19 protein-coding genes are annotated in these 25617 nt (G+C 33.3%); 16 read left to right on the forward strand and 3 right to left on the reverse strand.

Translation table 11 applies throughout. The annotated features are described in order from the left end of the window. The first annotated feature begins 174 nt into the window (after positions 1 to 174). The 3 genes from RB618_RS10905 (at position 175) to RB618_RS10915 (ending at position 2726) form a co-directional block, all read left to right on the forward strand. Positions 175 to 1182 (forward strand): 3-oxoacyl-ACP synthase III family protein, encoded by a 1008-nt coding sequence (locus RB618_RS10905; protein WP_111379936.1) that lies wholly within the window; start codon positions 175 to 177, stop codon positions 1180 to 1182. 367 nt (positions 1183 to 1549) lie between these two features. Further along, a complete protein-coding gene (locus tag RB618_RS10910) occupies positions 1550 to 1873 on the forward strand; it encodes a GIY-YIG nuclease family protein (RefSeq protein ID WP_111379938.1) in 324 nt (107 codons plus the stop codon). A 181-nt stretch (positions 1874 to 2054) separates the two neighbouring features. Continuing rightward, a complete protein-coding gene (locus tag RB618_RS10915) occupies positions 2055 to 2726 on the forward strand; it encodes a copper homeostasis protein CutC (RefSeq protein ID WP_308068751.1) in 672 nt (223 codons plus the stop codon). Positions 2727 to 3005: 279 nt separating this feature from the next. Here RB618_RS10915 and RB618_RS10920 read toward each other — a convergent pair whose 3' ends face one another. Next, on the reverse strand, positions 3006 to 5426 hold the full coding sequence (locus RB618_RS10920) for a TonB-dependent receptor domain-containing protein (protein ID WP_308068752.1): 2421 nt from the start codon (positions 5424 to 5426) through the stop codon (positions 3006 to 3008). Between the two features lie 333 nt (positions 5427 to 5759). Here RB618_RS10920 and argS point away from each other — a divergent pair, with 333 nt between their 5' ends. Further along, positions 5760 to 7538: an arginine--tRNA ligase gene (gene argS, locus RB618_RS10925; protein ID WP_308068753.1), complete on the forward strand. Its 1779-nt coding sequence runs from the start codon at positions 5760 to 5762 to the stop codon at positions 7536 to 7538. A 341-nt stretch (positions 7539 to 7879) separates the two neighbouring features. Next, complete coding sequence (locus RB618_RS10930; protein ID WP_308068754.1) at positions 7880 to 8587, forward strand: hypothetical protein; 708 nt, start codon at positions 7880 to 7882, stop codon at positions 8585 to 8587. A gap of 71 nt (positions 8588 to 8658) precedes the next feature. Here RB618_RS10930 and RB618_RS10935 read toward each other — a convergent pair whose 3' ends face one another. Further along, positions 8659 to 9561: a DUF6607 family protein gene (locus RB618_RS10935; protein WP_308068755.1), complete on the reverse strand. Its 903-nt coding sequence runs from the start codon at positions 9559 to 9561 to the stop codon at positions 8659 to 8661. Positions 9562 to 9666: 105 nt separating this feature from the next. Here RB618_RS10935 and RB618_RS10940 point away from each other — a divergent pair, with 105 nt between their 5' ends. The 11 genes from RB618_RS10940 to RB618_RS10990 all read left to right on the forward strand — a co-directional run bounded on the left by RB618_RS10940 (position 9667) and on the right by RB618_RS10990 (position 24725). Beyond that, positions 9667 to 11820, forward strand: coding sequence for a TonB-dependent receptor domain-containing protein (locus RB618_RS10940; protein ID WP_308068756.1), 2154 nt, complete (start codon positions 9667 to 9669; stop codon positions 11818 to 11820). A 15-nt stretch (positions 11821 to 11835) separates the two neighbouring features. Continuing rightward, positions 11836 to 13251 (forward strand): HmuY family protein, encoded by a 1416-nt coding sequence (locus RB618_RS10945; protein WP_308068757.1) that lies wholly within the window; start codon positions 11836 to 11838, stop codon positions 13249 to 13251. Positions 13252 to 13536: 285 nt separating this feature from the next. Beyond that, complete coding sequence (locus tag RB618_RS10950) at positions 13537 to 15015, forward strand: SGNH/GDSL hydrolase family protein (protein ID WP_308068758.1); 1479 nt, start codon at positions 13537 to 13539, stop codon at positions 15013 to 15015. After that, the gene (locus RB618_RS10955; protein WP_308068759.1) at positions 15012 to 16433 is read left to right on the forward strand and encodes a GDSL-type esterase/lipase family protein; all 1422 of its coding nucleotides are present in this window, start codon (positions 15012 to 15014) and stop codon (positions 16431 to 16433) included. Before RB618_RS10950 ends, RB618_RS10955 begins: the two co-directional genes overlap by 4 nt. 1 nt (position 16434) lies before the next feature. After that, positions 16435 to 18117, forward strand: coding sequence for an MBOAT family O-acyltransferase (locus tag RB618_RS10960; RefSeq protein WP_308068760.1), 1683 nt, complete (start codon positions 16435 to 16437; stop codon positions 18115 to 18117). 206 nt (positions 18118 to 18323) lie between these two features. Next, positions 18324 to 19688 (forward strand): signal recognition particle protein, encoded by a 1365-nt coding sequence (gene ffh / locus RB618_RS10965; RefSeq protein ID WP_095929402.1) that lies wholly within the window; start codon positions 18324 to 18326, stop codon positions 19686 to 19688. Positions 19689 to 19843: 155 nt separating this feature from the next. Then, positions 19844 to 20731, forward strand: a complete 888-nt coding sequence (locus RB618_RS10970; protein ID WP_308068761.1) for a tetrahydrofolate dehydrogenase/cyclohydrolase catalytic domain-containing protein — start codon at positions 19844 to 19846, stop codon at positions 20729 to 20731. 404 nt (positions 20732 to 21135) lie between these two features. Next, on the forward strand, positions 21136 to 22062 hold the full coding sequence (locus RB618_RS10975) for a magnesium transporter CorA family protein (RefSeq protein WP_308068762.1): 927 nt from the start codon (positions 21136 to 21138) through the stop codon (positions 22060 to 22062). A 302-nt stretch (positions 22063 to 22364) separates the two neighbouring features. Next, positions 22365 to 22979: a hypothetical protein gene (locus tag RB618_RS10980; RefSeq protein WP_111363225.1), complete on the forward strand. Its 615-nt coding sequence runs from the start codon at positions 22365 to 22367 to the stop codon at positions 22977 to 22979. A 4-nt stretch (positions 22980 to 22983) separates the two neighbouring features. Continuing rightward, a complete protein-coding gene (locus RB618_RS10985; protein ID WP_008464519.1) occupies positions 22984 to 23274 on the forward strand; it encodes a transcriptional regulator in 291 nt (96 codons plus the stop codon). A gap of 59 nt (positions 23275 to 23333) precedes the next feature. Continuing rightward, the gene (locus RB618_RS10990; protein ID WP_308068763.1) at positions 23334 to 24725 is read left to right on the forward strand and encodes a DUF4173 domain-containing protein; all 1392 of its coding nucleotides are present in this window, start codon (positions 23334 to 23336) and stop codon (positions 24723 to 24725) included. Positions 24726 to 24762: 37 nt separating this feature from the next. On the opposite strand, the gene rluF is transcribed toward RB618_RS10990, so the two are convergent. Beyond that, entirely contained in the window at positions 24763 to 25596 is an 834-nt protein-coding gene (gene rluF, locus RB618_RS10995; protein WP_308068764.1) for a 23S rRNA pseudouridine(2604) synthase RluF, read from the reverse strand. Positions 25597 to 25617: the final 21 nt, after the last annotated feature.

Below are 25617 nucleotides of genomic sequence, written 5' to 3' on the forward strand. Positions count from 1 at the left end.
TTTTTTCAATGTTTGTGTCTTAATATTACCTTTTCAAGAAGTAAATGACGATAAGTCACCGTAGAATTAAAATATATTAAATTGCTAATAACGAAAAAAATAGTATTTTGTACACGTATATTTTAAAGTATGCGTAAATTTGCAATCCAATTTTTTAATAAATAATAATAGATTATGTATCATTCAAAAATAGCTGGTTTAGGATATTATGTTCCTTCCAATGTAGTGACTAACGATGATTTGTCTAAGATAATGGATACCAATGATGAATGGATTCAGGAAAGAACCGGAATTCAGGAAAGAAGACACATCATTAGAGGAGAAGACACTACGACTTCAATGGGAGTAAAAGCAGCTAAAATTGCAATAGAGCGTTCTGGCGTTGCCAAAGAAGATATTGATTTTGTAGTTTTTGCTACATTAAGTCCAGATTATTATTTTCCAGGACCAGGTGTTTTGGTTCAAAGAGATTTAGGTTTAAGAACAGTTGGAGCATTAGATGTTAGAAATCAATGTTCAGGTTTTGTTTACGCAATTTCTGTTGCAGATCAATATATTAAAACCGGAATGTATAAAAATATTTTGGTTATTGGTTCTGAGGTTCACTCTACAGGATTAGACATGACAACTCGCGGACGCGGAGTTTCTGTAATTTTTGGAGATGGAGCTGGAGCCGCAGTTTTAAGCCGTGAAGAAGACTTAACAAAAGGAATTTTATCAACTCATTTACATTCTGAAGGGCAACATGCTGAAGAGTTAGCGTTGCAAGCGCCAGGAATGGGAGCACGCTGGGTAACAGACATTATTGCTGATAATGATCCAAATGACGAAAGTTATTATCCTTATATGAACGGACAATTTGTATTTAAAAATGCTGTAGTTCGTTTTGCAGAAGTAATCAATGAAGGATTAGAAGCAAACGGTCTTCAGGTTTCAGATATTGATATGTTGATTCCACATCAGGCAAACTTGAGAATTTCTCAATTCATTCAAAATAAATTCAAATTAACAGACGATCAAGTTCATAATAATATCCAGAAATACGGAAATACGACAGCAGCGTCTATTCCGATTGCTCTGACAGAAGCTTGGGAACAAGGAAAAATCAAATCTGGAGATACTGTAGTTTTAGCAGCCTTCGGAAGTGGATTTACTTGGGCTAGTGCTATTATTAAATGGTAAAATAATCATCTTACATTTATATTTTTTTTAAAACCTGCTTCTTATTGGGAGCAGGTTTTTTTATACAGATTTGTCAGGCTGAGCGGAGTCGAAGCCCACGTTTCAATAGGAGCGCCCTTCGACTCCGCTCAGGGAGACATAGATTGAGTATAATTGTTTATGATTTTTCAGACTATGCAAAGTCGAAGTCTCATTCCAATAGGAGTGTCCTTCGACTCGGCTCAAGGAATCAAAACGTTAACGATTATAGAGTTCTTGACTCCTAATTTGTTAGGCTGAGCGAAGTCGAAGCCCCGTTCCTATTGGTATATTCCCTTAGTCGAATTTTTGAATTAAATTTCTTACTTTTATTTGCGAAATAGAAATTATGAAAAGATATTACGTTTACATATTGAAATGCTCTGATGGAAGTTATTACACAGGAATGACAAATGATATAAATAGAAGATTAAATGAGCATAATTATGGGTTAAATAAAGAAAGCTATACTTTTAATAAACGACCTTTAGAGTTGGTATTTTGCACCGAGTTTAATGATGTTATCCAAGCTATTGCATTTGAAAAACAAGTAAAAGGCTGGAGTAGAAAAAAGAAAGAAGCTATAATAAAAGATAAATGGGAGGATTTGAAAAAACTTTCTCAATGTTTGAATAAAACAACTCATGAAAATTTTAATAAAAAGGATGTTTAGTAGTAAATTAGCAGTCGATTTTGCTCAGTAGAACACAAGCTATTTGTCAGGCTGAGCGGAGTCGAAGCCCACGTTCCAACAGGAGCGCCCTTCGACTCCGCTCAGGGAAACAAAGATTGAACATAATTGTTTTGAAGTTTGTAAGGCTGAGTGAAACGAAAGCCCTTTTAATAAAATCAAAATGAAAAAAAATCAACTAGAAATAGCTTGTTTTAATTATGAATCGGCACTAATTGCTCAGGCAAATGGCGCGGACAGAATTGAGCTATGTGAAAACATGAAACTGGGAGGAACTACTCCAAATTCTATTTTGGTAGTAAAAGTCCGTGAAAGTTTAAATATAAAAATGCATGTTATTATAAGACCTCGCGGAGGTGATTTTGTTTATTCGGATGAAGAGCTAACCGAAATGAAGCAAGATATTAAACACTATAAAAAACTGGGTGTTGACGGTTTTGTTTTTGGAATCTTAAAGGAGAACGGAAAAGTCAATAAAAAGCAAAATAAAGAATTAGTGCATTTGGCGCATCCACTATCATGCACTTTTCATCGTGCTTTTGACGTGGTTAAAAATCCTGAAAAATCTCTTGAAACAGTGATTGACTGCGGTTTCAAAACAATTTTAACTTCTGGTCAAGGCATAAATGTTGAAGAAGGAATTGTTGCTTTAGAAAGACTTCAAGAACTAGCTGGCGATAGAATAGAAATTATGCCTGGAGGCGGTTTGCGATCTTCGAATATAAAATTGCTTCAAGAAAAATTAGATCTGACTTTTTATCATTCATCTGCAATAACAGATAATTCTGAAATTGCAAATCCAGAAGAAATAAAAGAATTACGCAATTTTTTATAGACTAAAATTTGCAGGACGACACTAACAAATGACTTAAGTTTAATCTGTGTAAATCAGCTTTAATCTTTTTAAATCTGCGTAAAAAATTATTCTCAAAAATATTTCACTCAGATCTGCACAGATTTCAGTAGATTAAATTAGATTTTATTTGTTGAGTAAAACTTTTTTTATTTTTAGTAGATTTAAATAAAACAAAAAAAGTCTGGAGTTGGCAAGCTCCAGACTTTTTTTCTACAAGAAATTATTCAAAAATTATTTAAAAAATCTTTTCAGACAAGATTAGAACATTCCGCCCCCGCCTTTGTTAGTATTGTCGTCTCTTTGTTTACGCTGTAAATTTTTGATTTTTCCACCTCCAAAGTTGTATGTTAAGCCAAAATATACCGTTTGACTTTCCCATTTAAACTGACCTGCTTGAGGATAAGGATTTTCAGTATCGAAAGCATATTTCATAGTGTTGAATACGTCATTGAAACGAACACTTAAATTCATTTTGTTGTCTAGCAATGTATAACGCGTACCAATATCCATTTTGTACATTTCGTGGCTGTTGTTTTGAAGTCCATCTGTAGCGCCTCTATAGAATCCGAAAGCTAAAAAGCTTAAACGTTTGTTTACTTTAAAGTTAGAATTCATACGTCCATTAAATGCAGCAACAGTAACTGTTTTATTTTTAGGCCCAATTTCATTTTTTTCTGGAATAAAACCATATATAACTCCTGATTGATCAATACTAGAAAAATCAATCGATGGCTGGATGTCCCACCATTTTGTAATTTTATAATTGAATGACATTTCAAATCCATAAGCAGTATTGTGATCAAAATTTGTATAACTCATAATTTGCTTTTGCTCACTTGGATCGTTAGGATCTGGATATAAAATTCTGCTGATTTGATCATTAATGCTTCTCACAAAAACACCCGCTGTAAAACTTCCTTTTTCAAGAGTTTTAGTATAATTTACTTCGACAGAGTTAGTAAATTGCGGTCTTAATTCTGGGTTTCCTATCGAAGTTACTAATGGAGTAGCAAACTCACGAATAGGTTTTGTCTGCTCTAAACTCGGACGGTCTACACGACGGCTATAGCTTAATTGCAAAGTGTTTTTCTCAGTCAAATTATAAGTTAAATATGCTGATGGATATAATGTGATATAATCATCATCAAATTTAGTTTGACCATAGTTTAAGTTAGCCTGAACTTTATAACTTTCAAAACGCGCTCCCAATTGGTAACTGAACTTTTTAAATTTTTGTCCAAATGTTACATAAGCAGAATAAATATCTGTGTCATAAGTATAGTGAGACGTTTGGTCGGCTACTGGTAATAAAGGATTTCCAGTTATATAATCATTAGCCGTTCTCGTGATTCTTGCTTCAGCTCCAGCTTCAAGTGTTGTTTTTTCGTTTAACGGATTAACATAATCTACGTTTACAGTGCTTAATTTTCTAGTACCTTGCAGAAAATCATCGTATACAACATCTGAAGCGTTATTGTCAATTTTAGTAGTTTTAGTGTCAAAAGAAGCATTTTGAGTTTCTTTATTATCACTATAATTTGCCTCAAAATCTAAAGTATGACCTTCTTTTTTAAAGATGTGTTTGTATGCCAAATTGTAAGTTCCAACACGGTCTGGTCCCCAATACTTTGATTTTTGCAAAATATTTGAAATATCAGAACCCGTTACATTATTGTAATCAATATCAGTGTCTACATAACCTTTTCCGTCAGATTTGTTTTGGTTGGTATAAATAGATAAAGTATTGTGATCATCGATTAAATAATCCATTCCGATTTTGTACAAGTACGAGTCGTTATCATTTAAAACATTAATTTTTTGAGTGATATCTTCATCAAATCTTTGGATAAAACCTTTGTTGTGGTATGTTCCAAAGTTTTGTCCCACATTTCCAAAGAAGTTTACTTTTCCTGTTTTATAGTTTAAATCTAAAGACTGATTGTATTTTGCAGTTTCGCCAAAAGTGATACCTCCGCTATAAGTTCCATTAAAACCAGTATTCGCGTTTTTATGCAAGACAATATTGATAATTCCAGACATTCCTTCTGGATTATATTTTGCACTTGGATTGGTAATCAACTCGATTTTTTTAATAGAAGTTGATGGAATCTGTTTCAATAACTGAGCAGGATCAATGTTTGTAGGACGTCCATCAATTAATACACGAACATTATCATTTCCGCGAAGCGAAAGCTTTCCATCCTGATCCACATTCACAGAAGGAATATTATTCATAATGTCAGAGGCAGAAGCTCCAGCAGTTGTTAAGTCCTTACCAACAGTAACTACTTTTCTATCAATTTTTTGTTCGATTGTAGAACGTTCTGCAATAATGTTAACACCTTTTAATTGAGTTGCTTCTTCTTCAAGAGCTACATTTACCGTTGCCGTTTTTTTGTTTTCACTCAAAAGAACAGAACCAATATATTTTCTAAATCCGATATACTGAATTTCGATTGTGTAACTTTTTAAGGCGATATTTTTAAATGAAAAGTCTCCGTTATCATCTGTATTCACGCCAGAAACTACTTTCCCATTTTCTTTAAGCGAAACAGTGGCATAAGAAATTGGCGCATTGTTTGACTTTTCTGTAATTTTTCCAGAAACACTTCCAGTATTCTGAGCCTGTGCAGTTGCGATTATACCTAATAACGCAAACAGAAAGAATTTTAATTTCATGATTTTTTTACTGATTATTTTTGATTTGATTGATGATGATGATTTCGTTTTGTTAGTTTTTCTTTTTTTTGTTTTTTCCTGACTTCAAAAAAAAGAAGTCTCTATTAAGACTCTTTTACAGTCGATATGTTACAAGATATCCTAGAAAAAAAAATATTTTTTTTCTCATTGGCTGTTTTGTAAGAGATTAAGCTTTTGATTTTTTGATAATTTTAACAATTAAAAAATGTGCTTTTTTACCAAATTGAAACTCTTTTCTCGAATTTAATATGTTTTTGATTTTCTGTAATTGATGAATAAGCAGTATCTTTGCTCACTTTAAAATAAGTTTACATGTCATTACAACAAATTCTTACACCTTCTATACAAAAAGCAATACAAGCATTATTTGATGTTACTGTTGATAAAATCGAGTTTCAAACTACCAGAAAAGAGTTTGAAGGAGATATTACAATGGTAATTTTCCCTCTGCTAAAAGTGATTAAAAGTAATCCGGCTGAATTGGGAAATAAAATTGGAAACTATCTAGTAGAAAATGTTTCTGAAGTTGCTCGCTTTAATGTAGTTTCGGGTTTCTTGAATATTGTGATTTCAGATGGTTATTATGTGAATTTCTTTAACGAAATAAAAGACCAGAAACAATTTGGTTTTGTGGCTCCAAATCCGGCAGAGAAGGCAGTTATGGTAGAATATTCTTCTCCAAACACCAACAAACCTTTGCATTTAGGGCACGTTCGTAACAACTTGTTAGGATATTCTGTTGCAGAGATTTTAAAAGCTTCTGGTAAAAAAGTATATAAAACGCAAATTATCAACGATAGAGGAATTCATATTTGTAAATCGATGTTGGCTTGGGAAAAATTCGGAAACGGAGAAACGCCTGAAACATCTGGTTTAAAAGGAGATAAACTAGTTGGTAAATACTACGTAGAGTTTGATAAAGCCTACAAAAATGAAATTAACGGTTTAATCGAAACTGGCAAAACAGAAGAAGAAGCTAAAAAACAAGCGCCGATTATTGTCGAAGCTCAAGATATGCTTAAGAAATGGGAAGCTGGAGATGAAAAAGTAATTGCCCTTTGGAAAAAAATGAATGAATGGGTTTATGAAGGTTTTGCAACGACTTACACTAATCTTGGAGTTAATTTTGATAAGTATTACTACGAAAGCAACACGTATCTTTTAGGAAAAGATGTTGTTCAAGTAGGTTTAGATAAGGGAGTTTTCGAAAAAGATCCAGACGGTTCTGTTTGGATTGATTTGACAGACGAAGGTCTTGACAGAAAAATTGTTTTACGTTCTGACGGTACAGCGGTTTACATGACACAAGATATCGGAACCGCAATTCAGCGTGTAAAAGATATGCCAGATGTTGGCGGAATGGTTTACACAGTGGGTAACGAACAGGATTATCACTTTAAAGTATTATTCTTAATCTTACAGAAATTAGGTTTTGACTGGGCTTCAAGTTTATATCACTTATCATACGGAATGGTAGATTTGCCATCTGGAAAAATGAAAAGCCGTGAGGGAACTGTTGTAGATGCTGATGATTTGATGCAAGATATGACAGACACAGCCAAACAAATCTCTGAAGATTTAGGAAAATTGGACAGCTATTCTGCAGAAGAAAAAGCGAAGTTGTATAAAACGATTGGTTTAGGAGCTTTGAAATATTACATTTTAAAAGTAGATCCTAAAAAACGTATTTTGTTCAACCCAGAAGAATCTGTTGATTTTGCTGGAAATACAGGTCCGTTTATTCAATATACATACGCGAGAATCCAATCGATAATTCGTAAGGCAGATTTTGATTTCTCTGCGAAAATAGAAATCGAAGAATTGCATGAAAAAGAAAAAGAATTGGTAAAACAAATCGAGCTTTTCCCAGAAGTAATTCAGAATGCGGCTCAAAATCATAGCCCAGCATTAATTGCCAATTATACTTACGATTTGGTAAAAGAATATAACTCTTTTTATCAATCAGTACACATTTTAGGAGAAGTTGATTTGACTAAAAAAATATTCAGAGTGCAGCTTTCTCAAAAAGTTGCCGAAGTAATTAAATCTGCATTTCAATTATTAGGGATTGAAGTTCCTGAGAGAATGTAGTTTTTGTATATTGTAAAGAAGAGCCGATAATTACTTTAATTATCGGCTTTTTTTATTGTCTTGCAAGAGATAATTACGCTTTCTATACGGAGTGTTTAGAGAAAAATTAAAGTATATGTTATTTTATTGATAAGAAATTTGCTGAATGAATTTTCGGGTAAAAAATAGAAAATAACATTTGTAAATATCGTTTTTATAACTATGTTTACGGTAAGAAAATATTTGATAATAATAGCTTTTAAGGCCAGTAAATATAAGTGTTTAGGTAGTTTTTTACTGTAAAAAGTAACCGAGGAAGCCGAAAATCGCGAGAGTAGGCAAAATTTTAAACCCAAAAACCAATGATCAAAAAAACTTTACTTTTAATGATGCTTTTTTTAGCATGTACAGCAACTAAAGCTCAAGATTTAATTAACCCATCTTATGGATTTTCACACAGTAAAACAGCTTACATTACGCTAACAGATGGAACAGAACTTAGCGGAACTATCAGGGATATTGATAGAGACAAAGGGTTAATTGAATTTATTAAGTTACAAGACGCAGCTGGAAAAAAACACAAACTTAAACCAGAGGATATTAAGCATATGTACTTGCCACCAAGCGGACTTGATAATTTAACTAAAAAACTAGATTTTATTTCAGATTACCAAAAATGGAACGACGATAAATTGAACCAAGAGTACCTTAAAGAAGGTTACGCTTATTTTGAAACAGCAGATGTACAAGTAAAGAAAAAAACTTCAAAACTTTTAATGCAGTTATTGAATCCAGCATTCAGTAAAGAACTTAGAATATATTGTGATCCACGTGCAAAAGAAACTACTTCTTTTGGAGTTGGAGGTGTTAAATTTGTTGGTGGAGATGCTAAATCTTACTATGTTGCTAAAAAAGATGCACCTGCATTTTTATTAAAGAAAAAAGAATACAAAAAAGAATTTGCAACATTATGGAGCGGATGTGATAAATTAATCACTGCATCTTCAGCAGATCCAAAATGGACAGATTTGTCAAAACATGCTGTTACCTACTCTGAGTGTGCTCAGTAATTGAAGTGAAAAAATAAAAAAAGCCGGAAGTTTCAAACTTCCGGCTTTTTCGTTTTAACAACTAATTCTAATTACTTAACAAATTTGTCAATGATTTTATCTGTTTCTGCTTTTGCAGTATCTGGTTTCAAATCAAATAAAAGAGAATAAAGTGCTTTTCTCTCTACTTTAGCTTCTAAGTTTAAGTCTTGGTGTCTGTCAAAAAGAGTTTGCCATTTATCGCGAACGTTTTTCCATAATGCATTATTTTCTTTCCACCATTTTTGAGCAGCAATACATTTTACGTCTGGAACTTTAGTGTAAACATCAAATCCTTTTTCTTGAGCTAATAAAACATTTTTTCCAGCGTCATCACGAACCAGTTTATCATTGTCTTGCTCATGATTCCATCCTGTAGAAGTGATTTCGTGAATGTTTCTTCTTTTTAAAACATTATAATCGTTACGTTTTGTCTGCTCTCTTCTTGGAAGCGGAGCGTCTGCAACGTTTGCCCAGTAATCTTGTCCGTCAACGTGTACCCAAGTTGAAGATCCTTCATATCTTGGACTATCATCTACTTGATATACTTTTTGAGTCCACTGACCTTTAACCGCTTTTTTGTCTAATTTCTTGTATTTCCAAGAATTGCCTTTGTCGAAAGTGTATAAGTCTGTGTTTTCGTAAAGCCAATCTTGTCTCCAGTGTTTGATAATCATATCAGGACTTACAATAAGTAAATGCTGCATAACAATTTTGTTAGGAGTATCTTCTAATAATTCTACCCATTCTAAAGCAGATTCATGTTTAGTTTCAGAAGGTTTATAAGTAAGAGAATCTTTTGGATAAGAGAAAGTTTCTGTGAAATTGAACTTCACCTCATAACAACCACACATCGATTTAATAGATTTTATGTCTTGTTGTTTCTTGTCCTGACTAAAACCAAGACCACATGTTAAAGCCATAGCGGCTGACAAAAAAAGGCTTTTTGAAATCATAACTTATTGTTTTGTTTTTAAAATTTTCGCAAATATATAAATTTAATTTAGAACAATTAAAAATAGTTATATATTTGCAATGATTATTAAGACTGAATAAAAATAATGAAAATTAAAATTACCCTTTTTGCTGGATTTCTATTTTGTACATATTCTTTTGCTCAGCAGAAAGATAGCATTCAATTAGCTGAAAAATTATCAGAAGTTGTGGTTACAGGACAACTGGAGCCGCAATCAATTAAGAAATCTGTTTTTAATGTTCGTGTAATTTCTAAAGAAGATATTAAACAATTAGCAGCAAATAATCTTTCAGATGTTTTAAATCAGTATCTAAATATTACAGTGCAGAATAGCGGAAGCGACGGACGTTCGACGGTTTCAATGTTCGGATTGGATTCGCAGTATTTTAAAATTTTAGTAGATAATATACCATTGGTAAGTGATACAGGAATGGGGACTAATGTTGATTTGACGCAGGTAAATCTTGATGATGTAGAACGCATCGAAATTATTGAAGGTTCAATGGGAGTAACTCACGGAGCTAATGCTGTAAGTGGTATTTTAAATATCATCACAAAAAAAGGAGGGCCGAATAAATGGGACATCAGTGCTACTGTTCAGGAAGAAACTGTAGGGAAAGAATATTCACTTACTGATAAAGGCCGACACATTCAGTCCGCAAAAGTTGGACATAACTTTGATGATAATTGGTTTATTAATATTGGTGGGAATCATAATAATTTTAAAGGGTTTTATGATGATAAGCAAGGAAAAGATTATAGTGTTAATGACGGTTTAAGAGGATACAGCTGGTTACCGAAAGAACAATGGGTTGGCAACGCTATGTTAGGATATCAAAAAACTGATTTCAAGGTTTTTTATAAGTTTGATTACTATGGTGAAAATGTAGATTATTATAGTCCAGTTTTAGTTCCTCAAGATAATTATCCTTTTCCAGAAACTTATTTTGCACGAGATAAACGCTATATCACAAATCGTTTTTACCATCATTTGAATGCAAATGGAAAGCTTTTTTCTAAGTTAAATTATAATGTTTCTGTTTCGCATCAAAAACAAGAGCGAGATGCCGAGTTGTTTGATTATCAAATGGAGACTCAGAAAGAATCAAATAATAATAGATTTACATATCAGTCTAAAGAAGTTCTTTATTCTACAGGGACTCTTAGCAACTTCTTTAATAATAAAAAAGTTGATTTTCAGCTTGGCTATGAGGTCACGAACGAAAATGGATTTTATAATAGTGCCGCAGGAACATTCTTAGACGATCAGCTTCAGTCAAATGATGTTAGAAAAAGACTTGAAAATTATGATATTTTTACGGTTGCCGAAATTAGTTTGTCAGATAAATTGTCTATTCGTCCAGGACTTCGCTACTCGATTCAAACTGCTTTTAAGGATCAGTACGCAAGCTCTTTGGGATTAAGATATCTTTTCAAAAAAGGATTAGAAGCTAGAGCATCATTGGGAAAATCATATCGCACACCTAATTTTGATGAACTATACACCTATTTTGTTGACTCAAATCATAATGTGCAAGGGAATCCAAATTTGGTTCCAGAAAACAGTACTTCGTATGAAGTAAGTTTTAAAAGACTATGCAATTTTAAATCGGGTGCGCAGATTGCAAATAATGTAGCAGTAACTTTTTTGGATGTCGATGATAGAATCGATATGGTATTGACTCAAATTACTCCTTCGAAATACAAATACATCAATATCAACAAGTATAAAATGTGGAATATTTCGACAACAGAACAATTCGCTTATAAAAACTGGAATTTAAAATTGGGCGCGGCTGTAGTTGGGATTTCACAAAAACTTGATTTGGCAGAATTGAATATTACTTCAGATGACAAATACTTGTATTCGCTACAGCTAAATTCGAGCGTATCATACAATATTCCTAAATGGAACACACTATTTGCACTTTATTACAAATATAACGGACAGCAACAACAATTTGCAGCAGGAACAGATAGCAATGGGAATGCTGAATTTTATTTAAACGAAATAAAACCATACAGCTGGATGGACGCTTCTATTCGAAAATCATTCTTTAAAAATCAATTTGAAGCTACAATTGGAGCACGTAACATATTTAATGTCACAAATGTACAGATTACACAAGGTGGCGGTGGATCTACTGGTGGCGCACATGGAGGGGGAGTCTCAGCGATGATGCTTGGATATGGACGCTCTTATTTTCTTAAACTTACATATAACCTAAATTTTAATTAATATATAATAAATACCATGAAAAAGAACTTTATCTTAATTCTTGCTTTCGTCTTTCTTGCTTTTACAGCATGTAATAGTGACGACAATGCTCCACAGTCAGATGTTGCTGTTGCGTTTGCTGAAACTTCATATAATTTGACAAGTGATGCAACGCCAGTTCAAATAAAATTCTCTAAGCCAGCTCCTGTTGCAGGAACGATTACTCTTGAAGTAACTGAAACAGCAGTGGTTTATACTACAGATTATACTACGACTCCTGCAGTTGCTTCAAAAAAAGTAGTTGTACCTTTTGCAAAAGATGCAACTTCGGTTGAATTTACTTTTAATAAAATTAAAAACGCAATTGGATCTGAAGTTAAAAATGTAGTTTTTACTATCTCAGGAACTTCTTTTGGGGGTCAGATATCTAGTAATAAAACAATTCAGTTAAATTTTAATGAAGCGGCTTCTTTAGGTACTGCTTTAGCGCCAGAAGTTGGAGGTCCTTTACAGCCAAATCAAGTTTATGTTGATTTAAGCAGTGGAAAAATGACAAGTGTGGTAAGAAATTCTTGGGATTTAGGATTCTATTCTGGGTCTGATTTTAGAGTAGTATTAAATAGCTCAGTTAAAATGGCTGTAAAAAAACTTGCCACAAGTAATATTGATGAAGTTCAGGTTGCTGACGAAACTATGATTATTGCACAAGGAACAGGATTTTCTGATCAAGTTGATGATTCAGCTGGAGATATTACAAAAACGGCTATTGGAGCAATTTCATCTACAGATTCTGATAACAAAGTATATTTGCTTTACTTAGGTAACAAGCCTGCAGCTACCGCTCCCGTTTTAGGAAAAGAAGGAGCTGCTGGAGGAGAGACAAGAGGATGGAAAAAAATTAGAGTTTTAAGAAGCGGAAGTGATTACAAGGTTCAATATGCTGATATTGCTTCGACTACTCACGAAGAAATTGTAATTTCTAAAAACAGTGCATATAATTTCACATTTTTAAGTCTGATTGATAAAAAAGTAGTAAATGTTGAACCTCAAAAAAATCAATGGGATATTAACTTTACAACTTTCGTAAACGTTATTCCTAATGGAGCAACAACAGTACCATATTTCTATCCAGATTATGTTACTAACAACTTAAATGGTAATGCAAAAGCTTATCAAGTCTTAACTTCTGCGTTTACTTATGATGCTTTTACATTAGCAAATGTTGATAATACTAAATTTACTGCAGATCAAAGAAATATCGGGTCAAATTGGAGAAGTACTAGTGCTCCTGGTCCTGATGGAAATCCAATGACTCAATTTGTATTAAGAACGGATCGTTTCTTTGTAATTAAAGACCCTGCAGGAAACGTTTATAAATTGAAATTTACAGGCGGTGCAAAAGCTGATTTGGAAAGAGGTCATCCAACATTCCAATATGCTCTTTTAAAATAATTTCAAAAATGAAAAAATCTAAAGACTATAAAGAATATTTCATTTTTAACTTCAAAATGCTTCGGCATCAAAAATCTAGTTAATCATTAGCTTTGTTTTTTTTATTTTTTTTGATAAAGAGGTTAGGATCTTTCTAACCTCTTTTTTTTGTTCTACTTTCTTGTTAAAATGAAATAGAAACAAAATGTTATTCTATCTTTGCACAAATTTTTTTCTGCAATAAGTTAACAATTATTTTATTGGTTTAATTTTTGAACGCAGTCCTTCATATATTATAATTATTAGGTGAATACAAAATCTTATTTTTTTCAGTCTTTTGCAATCGTGGCTTTAGCGCTGGTTGCTTTTATTGGGTTTAAACAAATCCTTCCAGATAAAATATTTTCTGAGACTAAGCTAGATTCTAAAAATATATTGATAGATAGTATGCTTTTAGAATCTGTTGCAGACGATTCATTATCGCTAGACAAAGACAGTATTGCAAAAAGTGAGCAAGCATTAAACGGGCAGAAAATTGTTTTTGATGAAACCGAAGGGATTGAATTTCCTGCAGAAACATTTGAAAACTATAAAGGATATCAATATCTGATTTCTTTCTATGAGAAATTGTATCAATTAGAAAAAAATCCGCAGAACAAAGTTCGAATCGCTTATTACGGTGATTCTATGACCGATGGAGATTTAATCGTTCAGGACGTTCGTACCAATTATCAAGAACGTTTTGGAGGAAATGGAGTTGGTTTTGTTCCTATTACTTCAGAATCTGCAGCTTCTAGAGGATCTGTGAAATCTTCTTATTCTAAAAACTGGAAAACGCAGTCTTACTTAAACGTAAAAAGACCAGTAAGCCCTTTTGGAGTTAACGGACATGTGTTTTTTGCCAATGATAAATCCAATTCAACTTGGGTTCAGTATGAAGCGGGATTGAACAAATATTCTACTTCTTTAGATAATGCAACATTATTTTATGGACGTTCATCTAAAGTAGGAAAAGTGAATTTCATTATTGGAAAAGATACGCTTAAGAAAAGTCTTTCTCCAAATAATTTAGTGAATACATTGAAAGTTTCGTCCGGAAGTTTAAAAGCTTTTAGAGCAAACTTCATTCAAGCAGATTCTATTCCTATTTACGGATTTAATTTTGATAATGGAAGTGGAGTTCATGTTGATAATTTCTCTCAGAGAGGAAATTCAGGACTTCCAATTTCGATGTTCAATGCAGATGTAATGAAAGCTTTCAATAATAGTTTGAAATACGATTTGATTATTCTTCATTACGGAACGAATGTTTTAAATTACGGAACTAAAAATTATTCTTGGTATGAAAAAGGAATGACAAAAACCGTAAATAAAATAAAAGAATCTTTTCCTGGAGTTTCAATCTTAATTGTGTCTACTGCTGATAAATCGACGAAATATGATTTGGAGATGAAAACCGATTCTGCTGTGGTTCCTCTTATGAAGGCACAAAAGCATTATGCGTTGGAAGCGCAAGCTGGATTTGTGAATTTATATACTCTAATGGGAGGAGATGGCTCTATGATCAAGTGGGTTGATGAAACTCCTGCAAAAGCAAACAAAGATTATACTCACTTTAACCAACGTGGAGCTAAAGCAATTGGTAATTTGCTTTATGGACAATTGAATAAAGGATACGAAGAATATAAAGGACTCAGACAAAAAAGAGATGCAGAAGGGACTAAGCCAAAACCAGTGAAAAAAGCCAGACCCGATTCTGTTTCAGTAACAAAAGATAGTGTATGATAAATAAACTTATGGTTTTCTTTTGTTGTCTTTTTTTTACAACAAATGAAAAAACTCCCAAAACAGACGTACAGCCAACACCCAAAAGTATGATTCAAAAAGTGGATACAGCAGCAATTGATGCACCTTCTGATGGCCAGATTTATAATGCAAAAGCGATAAGCGATTTTTTTGAGAAACTGGAAAAAAACGAAGATCATAAAAATCAAAAAATCAACATTGTACATATTGGAGATTCTCACATTCAAGGTGATTTGATGACCAATGAAATCAGAAAAAAACTGCAACAGAAATTTGGTAATGGAGGACGTGGTTTGGTATTTCCGTATCAATTAGCAAAAACAAACGGATCTTATAACGAACGTTTTAGATCGAACAGAACTTGGGAAAGTTATAGGAATATTTATCCGGTTAAGAATTGCCCGATTGGGTTATGCGGAATTGGACTTTGGAGAGATTCTGGCGGATTTGTAATGGAGATGAATGTGAAAGATCCAGCATACAAATTCAATACTATAAAAATTATTACGCCGCAAAATCAAAATATGTTTGATTTGGCAATTTCGTCTAAAATCAATTCTATTCAGACAACAGAGCCTAAAGTAATTACGCATAAAATTAAAAAAGGCGAAGTGCTTGGTACAATTGCAGACAAATACAATGTTTCGATTGCAGAAATTAAAAGAGACAATCATTTAAAATCGAACAATATCCGAGCGGGAAGAACTTTAAGAATTGCCACAAAGGAAACGAGACAAAAGACCATTTCTATGTCAGAATTTGTTCCGCTGGAAATAAAAGCAGATTCGTATTCGCATTATTATAATTCAGAAAATGCTTTAAGTCGAATTTTCTTGATTCCGAACAAAGAAGCAAAAGATTATGAGTTAAACGGAATTGTTTTAGAAAAAGACACTCCAGGAATTATCTACAGCGGAATTGGAGTGAACGGAGCTAAATATTCAGATTACAATAAATATCCGTTGTTTTTTGAACAATTGAAATCATTGCATCCTGATCTGCTGGTTTTTTCGCTGGGAACAAATGAAAGCTATGACCACTTAGATCCAGAAAATTATATTAAAGAATTACGAGAGTTTATCAATAATATAAGAGCACAAAAAATAGACGCGCCAATCATTGTAATGACACCTCCGCCATCATTGTTAAGACGAAGACCAAATACTTACATTGATAATTATGCGAGACAGATTATAGATATAGCCCAGAAAGACGGTCTTGCCGTTTGGGATTTGTACGATGAATTTGGAGGCATGAGCGGAATCAGACAATTAAAAGTACAAGGATTAATTGGGCCAGATTGGGTTCATTATTCAAAAAAAGGATACGAGAAACAAGGAAATCTGTTTGCTCAGGCGTTTTTAAGATCATACGATAATTTTAAATTAAAGAAGTAAGTTGACAACAATAGATAGCATTAATAATTGGTTCATTCAAAACTTTGGTGCAATTACAATAGAACAAGTTAAAAGTTGGTTTGTTTATAATGAAGACGAAAAACTTTTATTCAATACCGGTTTATTCTTAGGTTTATTTTTGATTTTCTATTTTGTGTATGGTTTTTTACGCAAAACATTTTATTTGAGATTAACGTACGTTATTCTCTTCTCATTATTCTTTTACTATAAGTCGAGCGGTATTTACTTTTTACTGTTACTGCTGTCATCTGTAGTAGATTATGGTTTGAGCCAGATTATTTATCGAGAAAGCAGAGATGGAGTTAAGAAACTGTACTTGGTGATAAGTGTTATTTTGAATTTGGCACTTTTAGGCTATTTCAAATACATGAACTTTTTGATTGTGACTTACAATGATATGTTTCATGGTAATTTTGAACCGCATAATGTTTTTCTTCCTGTTGGAATTTCGTTTTATACGTTCCAGTCAATGAGTTATATTATTGAGATTTACAGAGAAGAAATTAAGCCGACAAAAAACTACATTGAGTATTTATTCTTCGTATCGTTCTTTCCTCAATTAGTTGCGGGACCAATTGTACGTGCGAAAGATTTCTTGCCTCAGATTTATCAAAAATTAAATCTTACCAAACAAGATGTAAACAACGCTTTGTTTTTGATTATTGGAGGATTAATCAAGAAAACCGTAATTTCAAATTATATCTCTGTAAACTTTGTTGATCGTGTTTTTGATACGCCGATGAGTTATACTTCGTTCGAAAACTTAATGGCTTCGTACGGATATGCCATTCAGATTTACTGTGATTTCTCAGGATATTCAGATATGGCAATTGGTATTGCATTATTGCTTGGTTTCAAATTGCCAGTCAACTTTAGAACTCCGTATAAATCCACTTCGATTACCGATTTCTGGAGAAGATGGCATATTTCGCTTTCAACTTGGTTAAAAGACTTTTTATACATTTCGATTGGAGGAAACAGAGAAGGTTCTTTCGCAGGATATTTATTCCCAAGTTTATTCTTCTTCGGATTATTGCTTTGGGGAATGTCTTGTTATAATGAAAGTATAATTCCGCTTATCATTGCAGGAATCAGTATTTTAATTTTCGCTTTGTCGTTTTTGCTTTCAAGCAAAATCAAACAAACCTTAGTGACCAATTTCAATTTGTTTACTACAATGCTTTTAGGAGGTTTATGGCATGGAGCAGGAGCGCAGTTTATTGTTTGGGGAGCATTACACGGTTTGGCGTTAGCAGTTCATAAAATATTCATGGAATTTTTTCCGTCAAAGAAAGATAAAAGCCCAAATTTCTTGTGGAGATTTTTCTCTATCCTGATCACATTCCATTTTGTGGTTTTCTGTTGGATTTTCTTCCGCGCCAGAGATTTTGAAACAGCTTTACAGGTAATTAATAATATAGGTCAATTAACATTCGAACCAGAACTTTGGAAAACAATTGTTTTAGGTTATAAAAATGTCTTCGGATTAATGCTGTTCGGTTATGTTTGGCATTTCTTGCCAGAAACTTTCACTAACGGAATGAAATCTGTTTTCGACAAAACTCCATTATTAGTAAAAGCGATAATCTTAGGATTCGTGTACTGGATTGTTTATGCAACAGCAGTAGCAGGATCACAGCCTTTCATTTACTTTCAATTTTAAAGGTTCATAGCCACAAAGACACAAAGGCGCAAAGTTTTTTCTTTGTGCCTTTTTTTATAATTTTTACTCAAAGAAATAAAAAAATAAGCTTTGTGACTTAGTGTCTTTGTGGCAAAACCAAACTTTGTGGCAAAAAAACCATTTAAATAAAAATTGCCTGAAATATCTAATTAGATTATCTTTGCACTTCATATAAAGAAAATGATATGTTTGATAATTTAAGTGATAAGTTAGATAAAGCGTTCCATATATTAAAAGGACACGGTAAAATTACAGAAGTAAACGTTGCCGATACTTTAAAAGAAGTTCGTCGTGCGTTACTAGATGCCGATGTTAACTTTAAAATTGCTAAAGATTTTACAGCTAGAGTAAAAGATAAAGCAATTGGCCAGGATGTATTAACAACCTTACAGCCAGGACAATTATTGGTTAAGTTAGTAAAGGACGAACTTACTGAATTGATGGGTGGAGATGTTGCTGGTGTGAACCTTTCAGGAAATCCAACAGTGATTTTGATGTCTGGACTTCAAGGTTCTGGTAAAACGACTTTCTCGGGAAAATTAGCAAACTTCTTAAAAACAAAGAAAAACAAGAAACCACTTCTTGTAGCGTGTGATATCTACCGTCCAGCGGCGATTAATCAGTTGCATGTTGTGGGAGACCAAATAGGTGTTGAGGTTTACTCAGAACCAGAAAATAAAAATCCTGTAGAAATTGCTCAAAACGCAATTAAACATGCCAAAGCAAACGGATTCAATGTTGTTATCGTCGATACAGCTGGACGTTTGGCAGTAGATCAGGAAATGATGGACGAAATTGCACGTGTTCACAAAGCAATTCAGCCACAAGAAACATTGTTCGTTGTAGACTCTATGACAGGACAAGATGCTGTGAATACAGCAAAAGCTTTCAACGATATCTTAAACTTCGATGGAGTTATCTTAACGAAATTAGACGGTGATACTCGTGGTGGAGCTGCACTTTCGATCAAATCGATTGTAAACAAGCCAATCAAATTTGTTGGTACTGGAGAAAAAATGGAAGCAATTGATGTTTTCTACCCAGAACGTATGGCTGAGCGTATTTTAGGAATGGGAGACGTTGTGTCTCTTGTTGAAAGAGCTCAAGAACAATTTGACGAAGAAGAAGCAAGAAAACTTCAAAAGAAAATCGCTAAAAACGAATTCGGTTTTGACGACTTCTTAACGCAGATTCAGCAAGTGAAGAAAATGGGTAACATGAAAGACTTGGTTGGAATGATACCAGGAGCTTCAAAAGCTATGAAAGACGTGGAAATAGAAGATGACGCTTTCAAACATATCGAAGCGATCATTTATTCGATGACGCCAGGAGAAAGAAGCAAACCAGCCATTATCGACGTAAAAAGAAAAGCGAGAATCGCTAAAGGTTCGGGAACTAAAGTCGAGCAAGTAAATCAGCTGATGAAACAGTTTGACCAAATGAGTAAGATGATGAAGATGATGCAGGGCCCAGGCGGAAAAAATCTGATGAAAATGATGGGAGGTATGAAAGGGATGCCGGGTGGTATGCCAGGAGGAATGCCGAAATAATAAAAAGAGTTTCAAGTTTAAGGTTTCAAGTTAAGAGACCAAAACTTGAAACTTTTTTGATTCAATAAAATATTAAGTTTCGCAAGTAACGTGACCCGAGGCCAAGGGACGACTAGGCGAAGCAAACATGAAACATTAAACTTGAAACACACACAATGCAACTACTAGACGGTAAAAAAACATCTAACGACATTAAAAACGAAATTGCAATCGAAGTTCAATCTATAAAAGCAGCTGGAGGAAAAGTGCCTCATTTAGCAGCAGTTTTAGTGGGTAACAACGGAGCAAGTTTAACTTACGTAGGAAGTAAAGTGAAATCTTGCCAAGAAATTGGTTTCGATTCAACTTTAGTTGCTTTACCAGAAACGATTACAGAAGACGAGCTTTTAGCAAAAATTAAAGAATTGAACGAAGATGATAATCTAGACGGATATATCGTTCAGTTGCCTTTGCCAAAGCATATCGACGAGCAGAAAATCTTATTGGCAATTGATCCAAACAAAGACGTAGACGGATTTCACCCAACTAACTTTGGTAGAATGGCTCTTGAAATGGAAAGTTTTATTCCAGCAACGCCATTCGGAATTATGGAACTGTTAGAGCGCTACAAAGTGGAAACTTCAGGAAAACATACTGTTGTAATAGGAAGAAGCCACATCGTAGGACGCCCAATGAGTATCTTAATGAGCCGTAAAGGAAATCCTGGAGATTCAACAGTTACATTAACACATAGCCGAACTAAAGATTTGGCAGAATTCACTAAAAATGCCGATATCATCATCACAGCTTTAGGAGTTCCAGAATTCTTAAAAGCAGATATGGTAAAAGAAGGAGTAACTGTTATAGACGTCGGAATTACTCGCGTAGATGATGCTTCAAACCCAAAAGGATACGTTATCAAAGGAGATGTTGATTTTGACGGAGTAAGCAAAAAAGCATCGTTCATTACGCCAGTTCCAGGTGGAGTAGGACCAATGACAATTGCAATGCTACTTAAAAATACGCTTTTAGCAAGAAAAATGAGAAGCGCAAGAAATAAATAATATTGCATCAAAATATATTTTAAAGCCCGTTCTATATAGAACGGGCTTTTTTGTTGCATTAATTTTTAACACAGAGAGGCATAGAATTTAATTTTTAAAAAGAATACCAAAGAGAAACAAATTTCTTCCACATAGTTTACTCAGACTCCTGCTATGTTTATTAAAAAAAGTGAAACGCCTTTCTTTACACTTACAATATCTATGTCTCTATGTGTTTAAAATCTTCTCAAAGTGCCATTTTAATATATAATTAATAGTTTAAAGTTTCGGTTCTTAAAAATAAAGGATACTTTTGCACCACTTAAAAAACACTTCTCCAAATGGACGATTATTATTCGTTAGTATTTAATTAAAAGCAGCTTTTGAAATTTTCAAAATGCTGCGGTAAAAACCTGTATTTTGAAATGAAAGCCTTTTACACAAATGACAATGGATTATTAGAAATATCAAAATGGATTCCGAACTGCTGGATAAGCATCGAAGATCCATCAGAAGAAGAAAAAAAATACTTGCTCGAAGAGCTTCAAATTCCAGAAGCTTTTTACAATGATATTGAAGATATTGACGAAAGACCCCGTATTGAAATCGAAGACGGCTGGACACTTATTATCATGCGTGTTCCTATAAAAAGTAACGATATTAAACTTCCTTTTCAAACCATTCCGATGGGTATAATTTTTAAAGATGATGTCTGCGTAACCATCACTTTTTATAAAACAGAAGTTATATATGATTTTATGTTGTATTCGAGACGCAAAAATATTCAGGTTAAAGACAATTTCGACTGGGTTTTGAGATTGCTTTTGTCTTCAAGTGTTTGGTATTTAAAATATTTAAAACAAATCAATCAGAAAATAAGACTGGCCGAAGATAATTTAGAAAAATCAATTAAAAATCAAGAATTGCAGGCTTTGCTTCAAATAGAAAAGTGCTTGGTTTTCTTTATTACATCTCTAAAAGCAAACGATGTTTTGTTTCAGCGTATTAAAAATCTAAAAGCATATAAAGCACATTACGATCTTGATTTATTAGAAGATGTCGAAATTGAGTTAAGTCAGGCACAAGACACAGCAAATATTTACAGTAACATATTGACTGGTATGATGGATGCTTATGCATCTGTAATATCAAACAATATGAATAACATCATGAAGCAGATGACATCAATCTCAATCATATTGATGATTCCAACTCTTATTGCCAGTTTATACGGAATGAACGTCCCAAATGGTCTGGAAGAAAACAAATATGGAATCTGGATTTTGCTATTAGTTTCCATAATTCTATCCTCTTTCGGCGTATTTTTATTCAAGCGCAGAAGATGGTTTTAAATAAAAAATTTTAAAAAGTATAAGAGCCTGTTCGTTAAGAATGGGCTTTTTTGTTTTTATAGTTTGGGCGTGACCCCGACACATTGAGAGGGCAAACATACTTTGCGCTTATACGCCCTCTCAACGTGTCGGGGTCGGGCTATCCGCGCTACTTCGGTAGCATGCTCCTATCCCTCACGCAACTTTGCGGAGAGACCTAACAGGTTTTAAAAACCTGTTAGGTCTTATTTAAATAAAAAAATCACTTTTTTACTTGCCAATTCAAAATAAATGATAACTTTGTACTGCAAAGTACTTTAATTATGAATCAAAAGCACCAAGAAGATTTAGCACATATTCGTTCCATGATGGAGCGCTCTTCAAGATTTATATCGTTAAGCGGACTTTCGGGAGTTTTCGCAGGTCTTTCGGCTCTAATTGGTGGAATCTATGTATACCAGTTGTTCAAAGCAAATGGAATGGATTATATAAATGATGAACATAGATTGTATTCTGCCAATTTGGTTTCAGAATTATTCTGGATAGGAATAGGAATTTTAGTTTGCGCATTTGCATTCGGAATCTTTTTCACCATTAGAAAAAGCCGAAAATACAATCTGCCAATTTGGACATCTGCGACTAAGAAGATGCTTTTCAATTTAACAGTTCCGCTTTTTGCAGGAGGTGTTTTCTGTTTGGCTTTAATGTATCACGGATACTTCGGATTGGTTGCACCATCTACTTTGCTTTTTTATGGTTTGGCACTTATTAACGCAGAAAAATATACTTTTTCTGATGTAAAATATTTAGGTTTCTGCGAACTTTGTTTAGGATTAATTGCTCTTTTCTACATCGGATATGGGTTGATTTTCTGGATTCTTGGATTTGGAATCCTGCATATCTTGTACGGATTAGTAATGTTCAAAAAATACAAATGATTGAATGGGAATTATTGACAAACTAAATAAAGATTTCGAAAGCCGTGTCAGATTGGGTATAATGTCCGTTCTGATGGTTAACGACTGGGTAGATTTTACCGAGATGAAAACGCTTTTGAATATCACCGATGGTAATTTAGCAAGTCATTCTTCTGCATTGGAGAAATCTGAATATATCGAGATTAAGAAAGAATTTGTGGGCAAAAAGCCAAAAACATCTTATCAGGTAACACCGCTTGGCCGCGCGGCGTTCAAAGAACACCTTTCTTACCTCGAAAAATTAATGAAATCATAGAATCTAAAATTTTTTATCTAAAAACTTTGAATTACAAAGTACTTTTAAAAATTAAAATCATGAAAAAACATCAAATTATCTTGGCATGTACAGCGGTTTTCATACTGCTTTTTTACAACGAATCTGTCGGAATCAATATTTCTATTTTCGGCGTAGTTCTTACACTATTGATTAGCTATTTTTTTCAAGAAAAGCTTGTAGACAGATCACATCTTATTTTAGTAATGACTTCTATTTTGTCTTGTTTTGCCTTTGCGTGGTATGGAGATGCTGCATCGTTTTTTGCCTTAGCATTATCAATTTTGTTTTTACAATTTAAAACACAAGATGGCGAACTCAAAACGATACAAATCTTTCCATTAATAATTTTAAACGGATTTACATCAGTAGGGCGTATTTTTCTTTTCAGCCAATGGCTTCCAGAAAGAAAAATTCATAACGATTTTGCTAAAAAATTAGTGGCGTTTGTTGTTATTCCGGTCATTTTTCTTGGATTGTTTTTTATCGTTTACTCTTTTGGAAGCGATCATTTCTCTTCATTATTTACAGATTATGAATTAGATGTCAATTTGCCACAATTAATTGCAATGTGCATTTTAGGATTTTATATTTCGTTCAGTTTTTGGAATTATTGGGTGCCAGATGCTTGTTACGATTACAATCCGAAATTGAATAATGATTTCAGTAATATTTCTGAAGTCAAAAATCAAAGTACATTTTCATTTCTTGATTTGGACTTCGAAAGAAAAAGCGGCGAAATCACATTGTTTCTGCTAAACATCATGCTTTTAGTTTTTATCGGAACTTATAACTATGAACAATTTTTTGAGGCAGTAGAAAAAACAAATCTAAGTGCAGATACACACGAACGTGTAAATGCTGTAATTTTTTCAATTTTAATGGCAGTTGGCGTAATCTTATTTTACTTTAAAGGCGGATTTAATTTTGACGAGAAAGCTAAATCTTTAAAAAACTTAGCTAAAGTTTGGCTTGCACTAAACGTAATTTTAATTGTAAGCGCTATGATTAAGAATACAGAATATGTTTCTTTTTATGGTTTAACATATAAGCGTCTTGGAGTTTATGCTTTTTTAATCTTGGCAATTATCGGATTGATAGTTTCGTTCCAAAAAATAAGAAAACAAAAAACGAACGCTTACCTTTTCAATCAGATGGTTTGGTATTTTTATGGAACAATTCTTTTGTGCAGTTATATCAATTGGGGAAGTCTTGTTACCAATTATAATATTTCAGTAAATAAAGGTGTAGAGCCAGTTTTTTTAAGTGGTTTGAATTTTAATGATGATATTCGACGTGATTATTTTTCTAAAAATAATCTGAGCGGTGGTTATGATGAAGGTATGAAAGAAGAGCTAATTTCAAGCTATCAGAATGCAAATTTTTTGTCTAAAGCGTTGTATTATGAATTTCTAGATAAAGAAAAGAAATAACAAAAAATCCCATTCATTTTAGTGAATGGGATTCTCTTTATTTATTATCTCCTCTTTTTTTAAATCGAGGATCATGTTTTGAGATAAAATTTTTTCTTCTAGTTGGAGTTGCACTTGAAGCAGCATTTTCAACTTTAGGAAAACTCGCTTCTTCCGTTTTGCTAGAAGGCTCAATTAACTGATTCAGTTCTTTTATTTCAGCATCGGTTAAATCTCTGTATCTTCCAACCGGAACATCCAAAGAGATATTGATGATTCTAATACGTTTTAAGGCTGTAACTTCATAACCTAAGTATTCAGACATTCTTCTAATCTGACGGTTTAATCCTTGCGTTAAAATGATCTTGAAAGTGTATTTGCTAATTTGTTCTACTTTACACTTTTTAGTCACTGTATCCAGAATTGGAACACCATTTCCCATTCTCTGAATAAAACGATCTGTAATTGGTTTGTTTACCGTAACTGTATATTCTTTTTCGTGGTTGTTTCTAGCGCGAAGAATCTTGTTTACAATATCACCGTCATTGGTCATAAAAATCAATCCTTCACTGGCTTTATCCAATCTTCCAATTGGAAAAATACGTTTTGGGTAATTAATATAATCAACAATATTATTTTTAACTTCAAGGTTAGTCGTGCATTCAATTCCAACAGGTTTATTGAAAGCCAGATAAACCAATTTTTCATTTTTCTCTACGATTAATTTTCCATTAATACGTACTTCATCATCTGGAGAAACTTTAGTCCCCATTTCAGCCACAGCGCCATTTATTGTTACGCGTCCTTCTTCAATTAATTTATCAGCTTCACGACGAGAACAATATCCCGTTTCACCAATAAATTTATTAAGACGTTTTAAATTTTCTTCCATACTGCAAAAGTAGCTAAAAGT

This window comes from Flavobacterium sp. LHD-85, assembly GCF_030929595.1.
Classification (GTDB): domain Bacteria; phylum Bacteroidota; class Bacteroidia; order Flavobacteriales; family Flavobacteriaceae; genus Flavobacterium.

Bases quoted from the DNA above. Each gene is read 5' to 3' on its own strand.
- RB618_RS10905 (WP_111379936.1), top strand. From the start codon at position 175: ATGTATCATTCAAAAATAGCTGGTTTAGGATATTATGTTCCTTCCAAT.
- RB618_RS10990 (WP_308068763.1), top strand. From the start codon at position 23,334: ATGAAAAAACATCAAATTATCTTGGCATGTACAGCGGTTTTCATACTG.
- RB618_RS10920 (WP_308068752.1), bottom strand. From the start codon at position 5,426: ATGAAATTAAAATTCTTTCTGTTTGCGTTATTAGGTATAATCGCAACT.
- rluF (WP_308068764.1), bottom strand. From the start codon at position 25,596: ATGGAAGAAAATTTAAAACGTCTTAATAAATTTATTGGTGAAACGGGA.
- RB618_RS10915 (WP_308068751.1), top strand. From the start codon at position 2,055: ATGAAAAAAAATCAACTAGAAATAGCTTGTTTTAATTATGAATCGGCA.
- RB618_RS10910 (WP_111379938.1), top strand. From the start codon at position 1,550: ATGAAAAGATATTACGTTTACATATTGAAATGCTCTGATGGAAGTTAT.
- RB618_RS10930 (WP_308068754.1), top strand. From the start codon at position 7,880: ATGATCAAAAAAACTTTACTTTTAATGATGCTTTTTTTAGCATGTACA.
- RB618_RS10945 (WP_308068757.1), top strand. From the start codon at position 11,836: ATGAAAAAGAACTTTATCTTAATTCTTGCTTTCGTCTTTCTTGCTTTT.
- RB618_RS10935 (WP_308068755.1), bottom strand. From the start codon at position 9,561: ATGATTTCAAAAAGCCTTTTTTTGTCAGCCGCTATGGCTTTAACATGT.
- argS (WP_308068753.1), top strand. From the start codon at position 5,760: ATGTCATTACAACAAATTCTTACACCTTCTATACAAAAAGCAATACAA.
- RB618_RS10985 (WP_008464519.1), top strand. From the start codon at position 22,984: ATGGGAATTATTGACAAACTAAATAAAGATTTCGAAAGCCGTGTCAGA.
- RB618_RS10975 (WP_308068762.1), top strand. From the start codon at position 21,136: ATGAAAGCCTTTTACACAAATGACAATGGATTATTAGAAATATCAAAA.
- RB618_RS10955 (WP_308068759.1), top strand. From the start codon at position 15,012: ATGATAAATAAACTTATGGTTTTCTTTTGTTGTCTTTTTTTTACAACA.
- RB618_RS10980 (WP_111363225.1), top strand. From the start codon at position 22,365: ATGAATCAAAAGCACCAAGAAGATTTAGCACATATTCGTTCCATGATG.
- RB618_RS10970 (WP_308068761.1), top strand. From the start codon at position 19,844: ATGCAACTACTAGACGGTAAAAAAACATCTAACGACATTAAAAACGAA.
- ffh (WP_095929402.1), top strand. From the start codon at position 18,324: ATGTTTGATAATTTAAGTGATAAGTTAGATAAAGCGTTCCATATATTA.
- RB618_RS10940 (WP_308068756.1), top strand. From the start codon at position 9,667: ATGAAAATTAAAATTACCCTTTTTGCTGGATTTCTATTTTGTACATAT.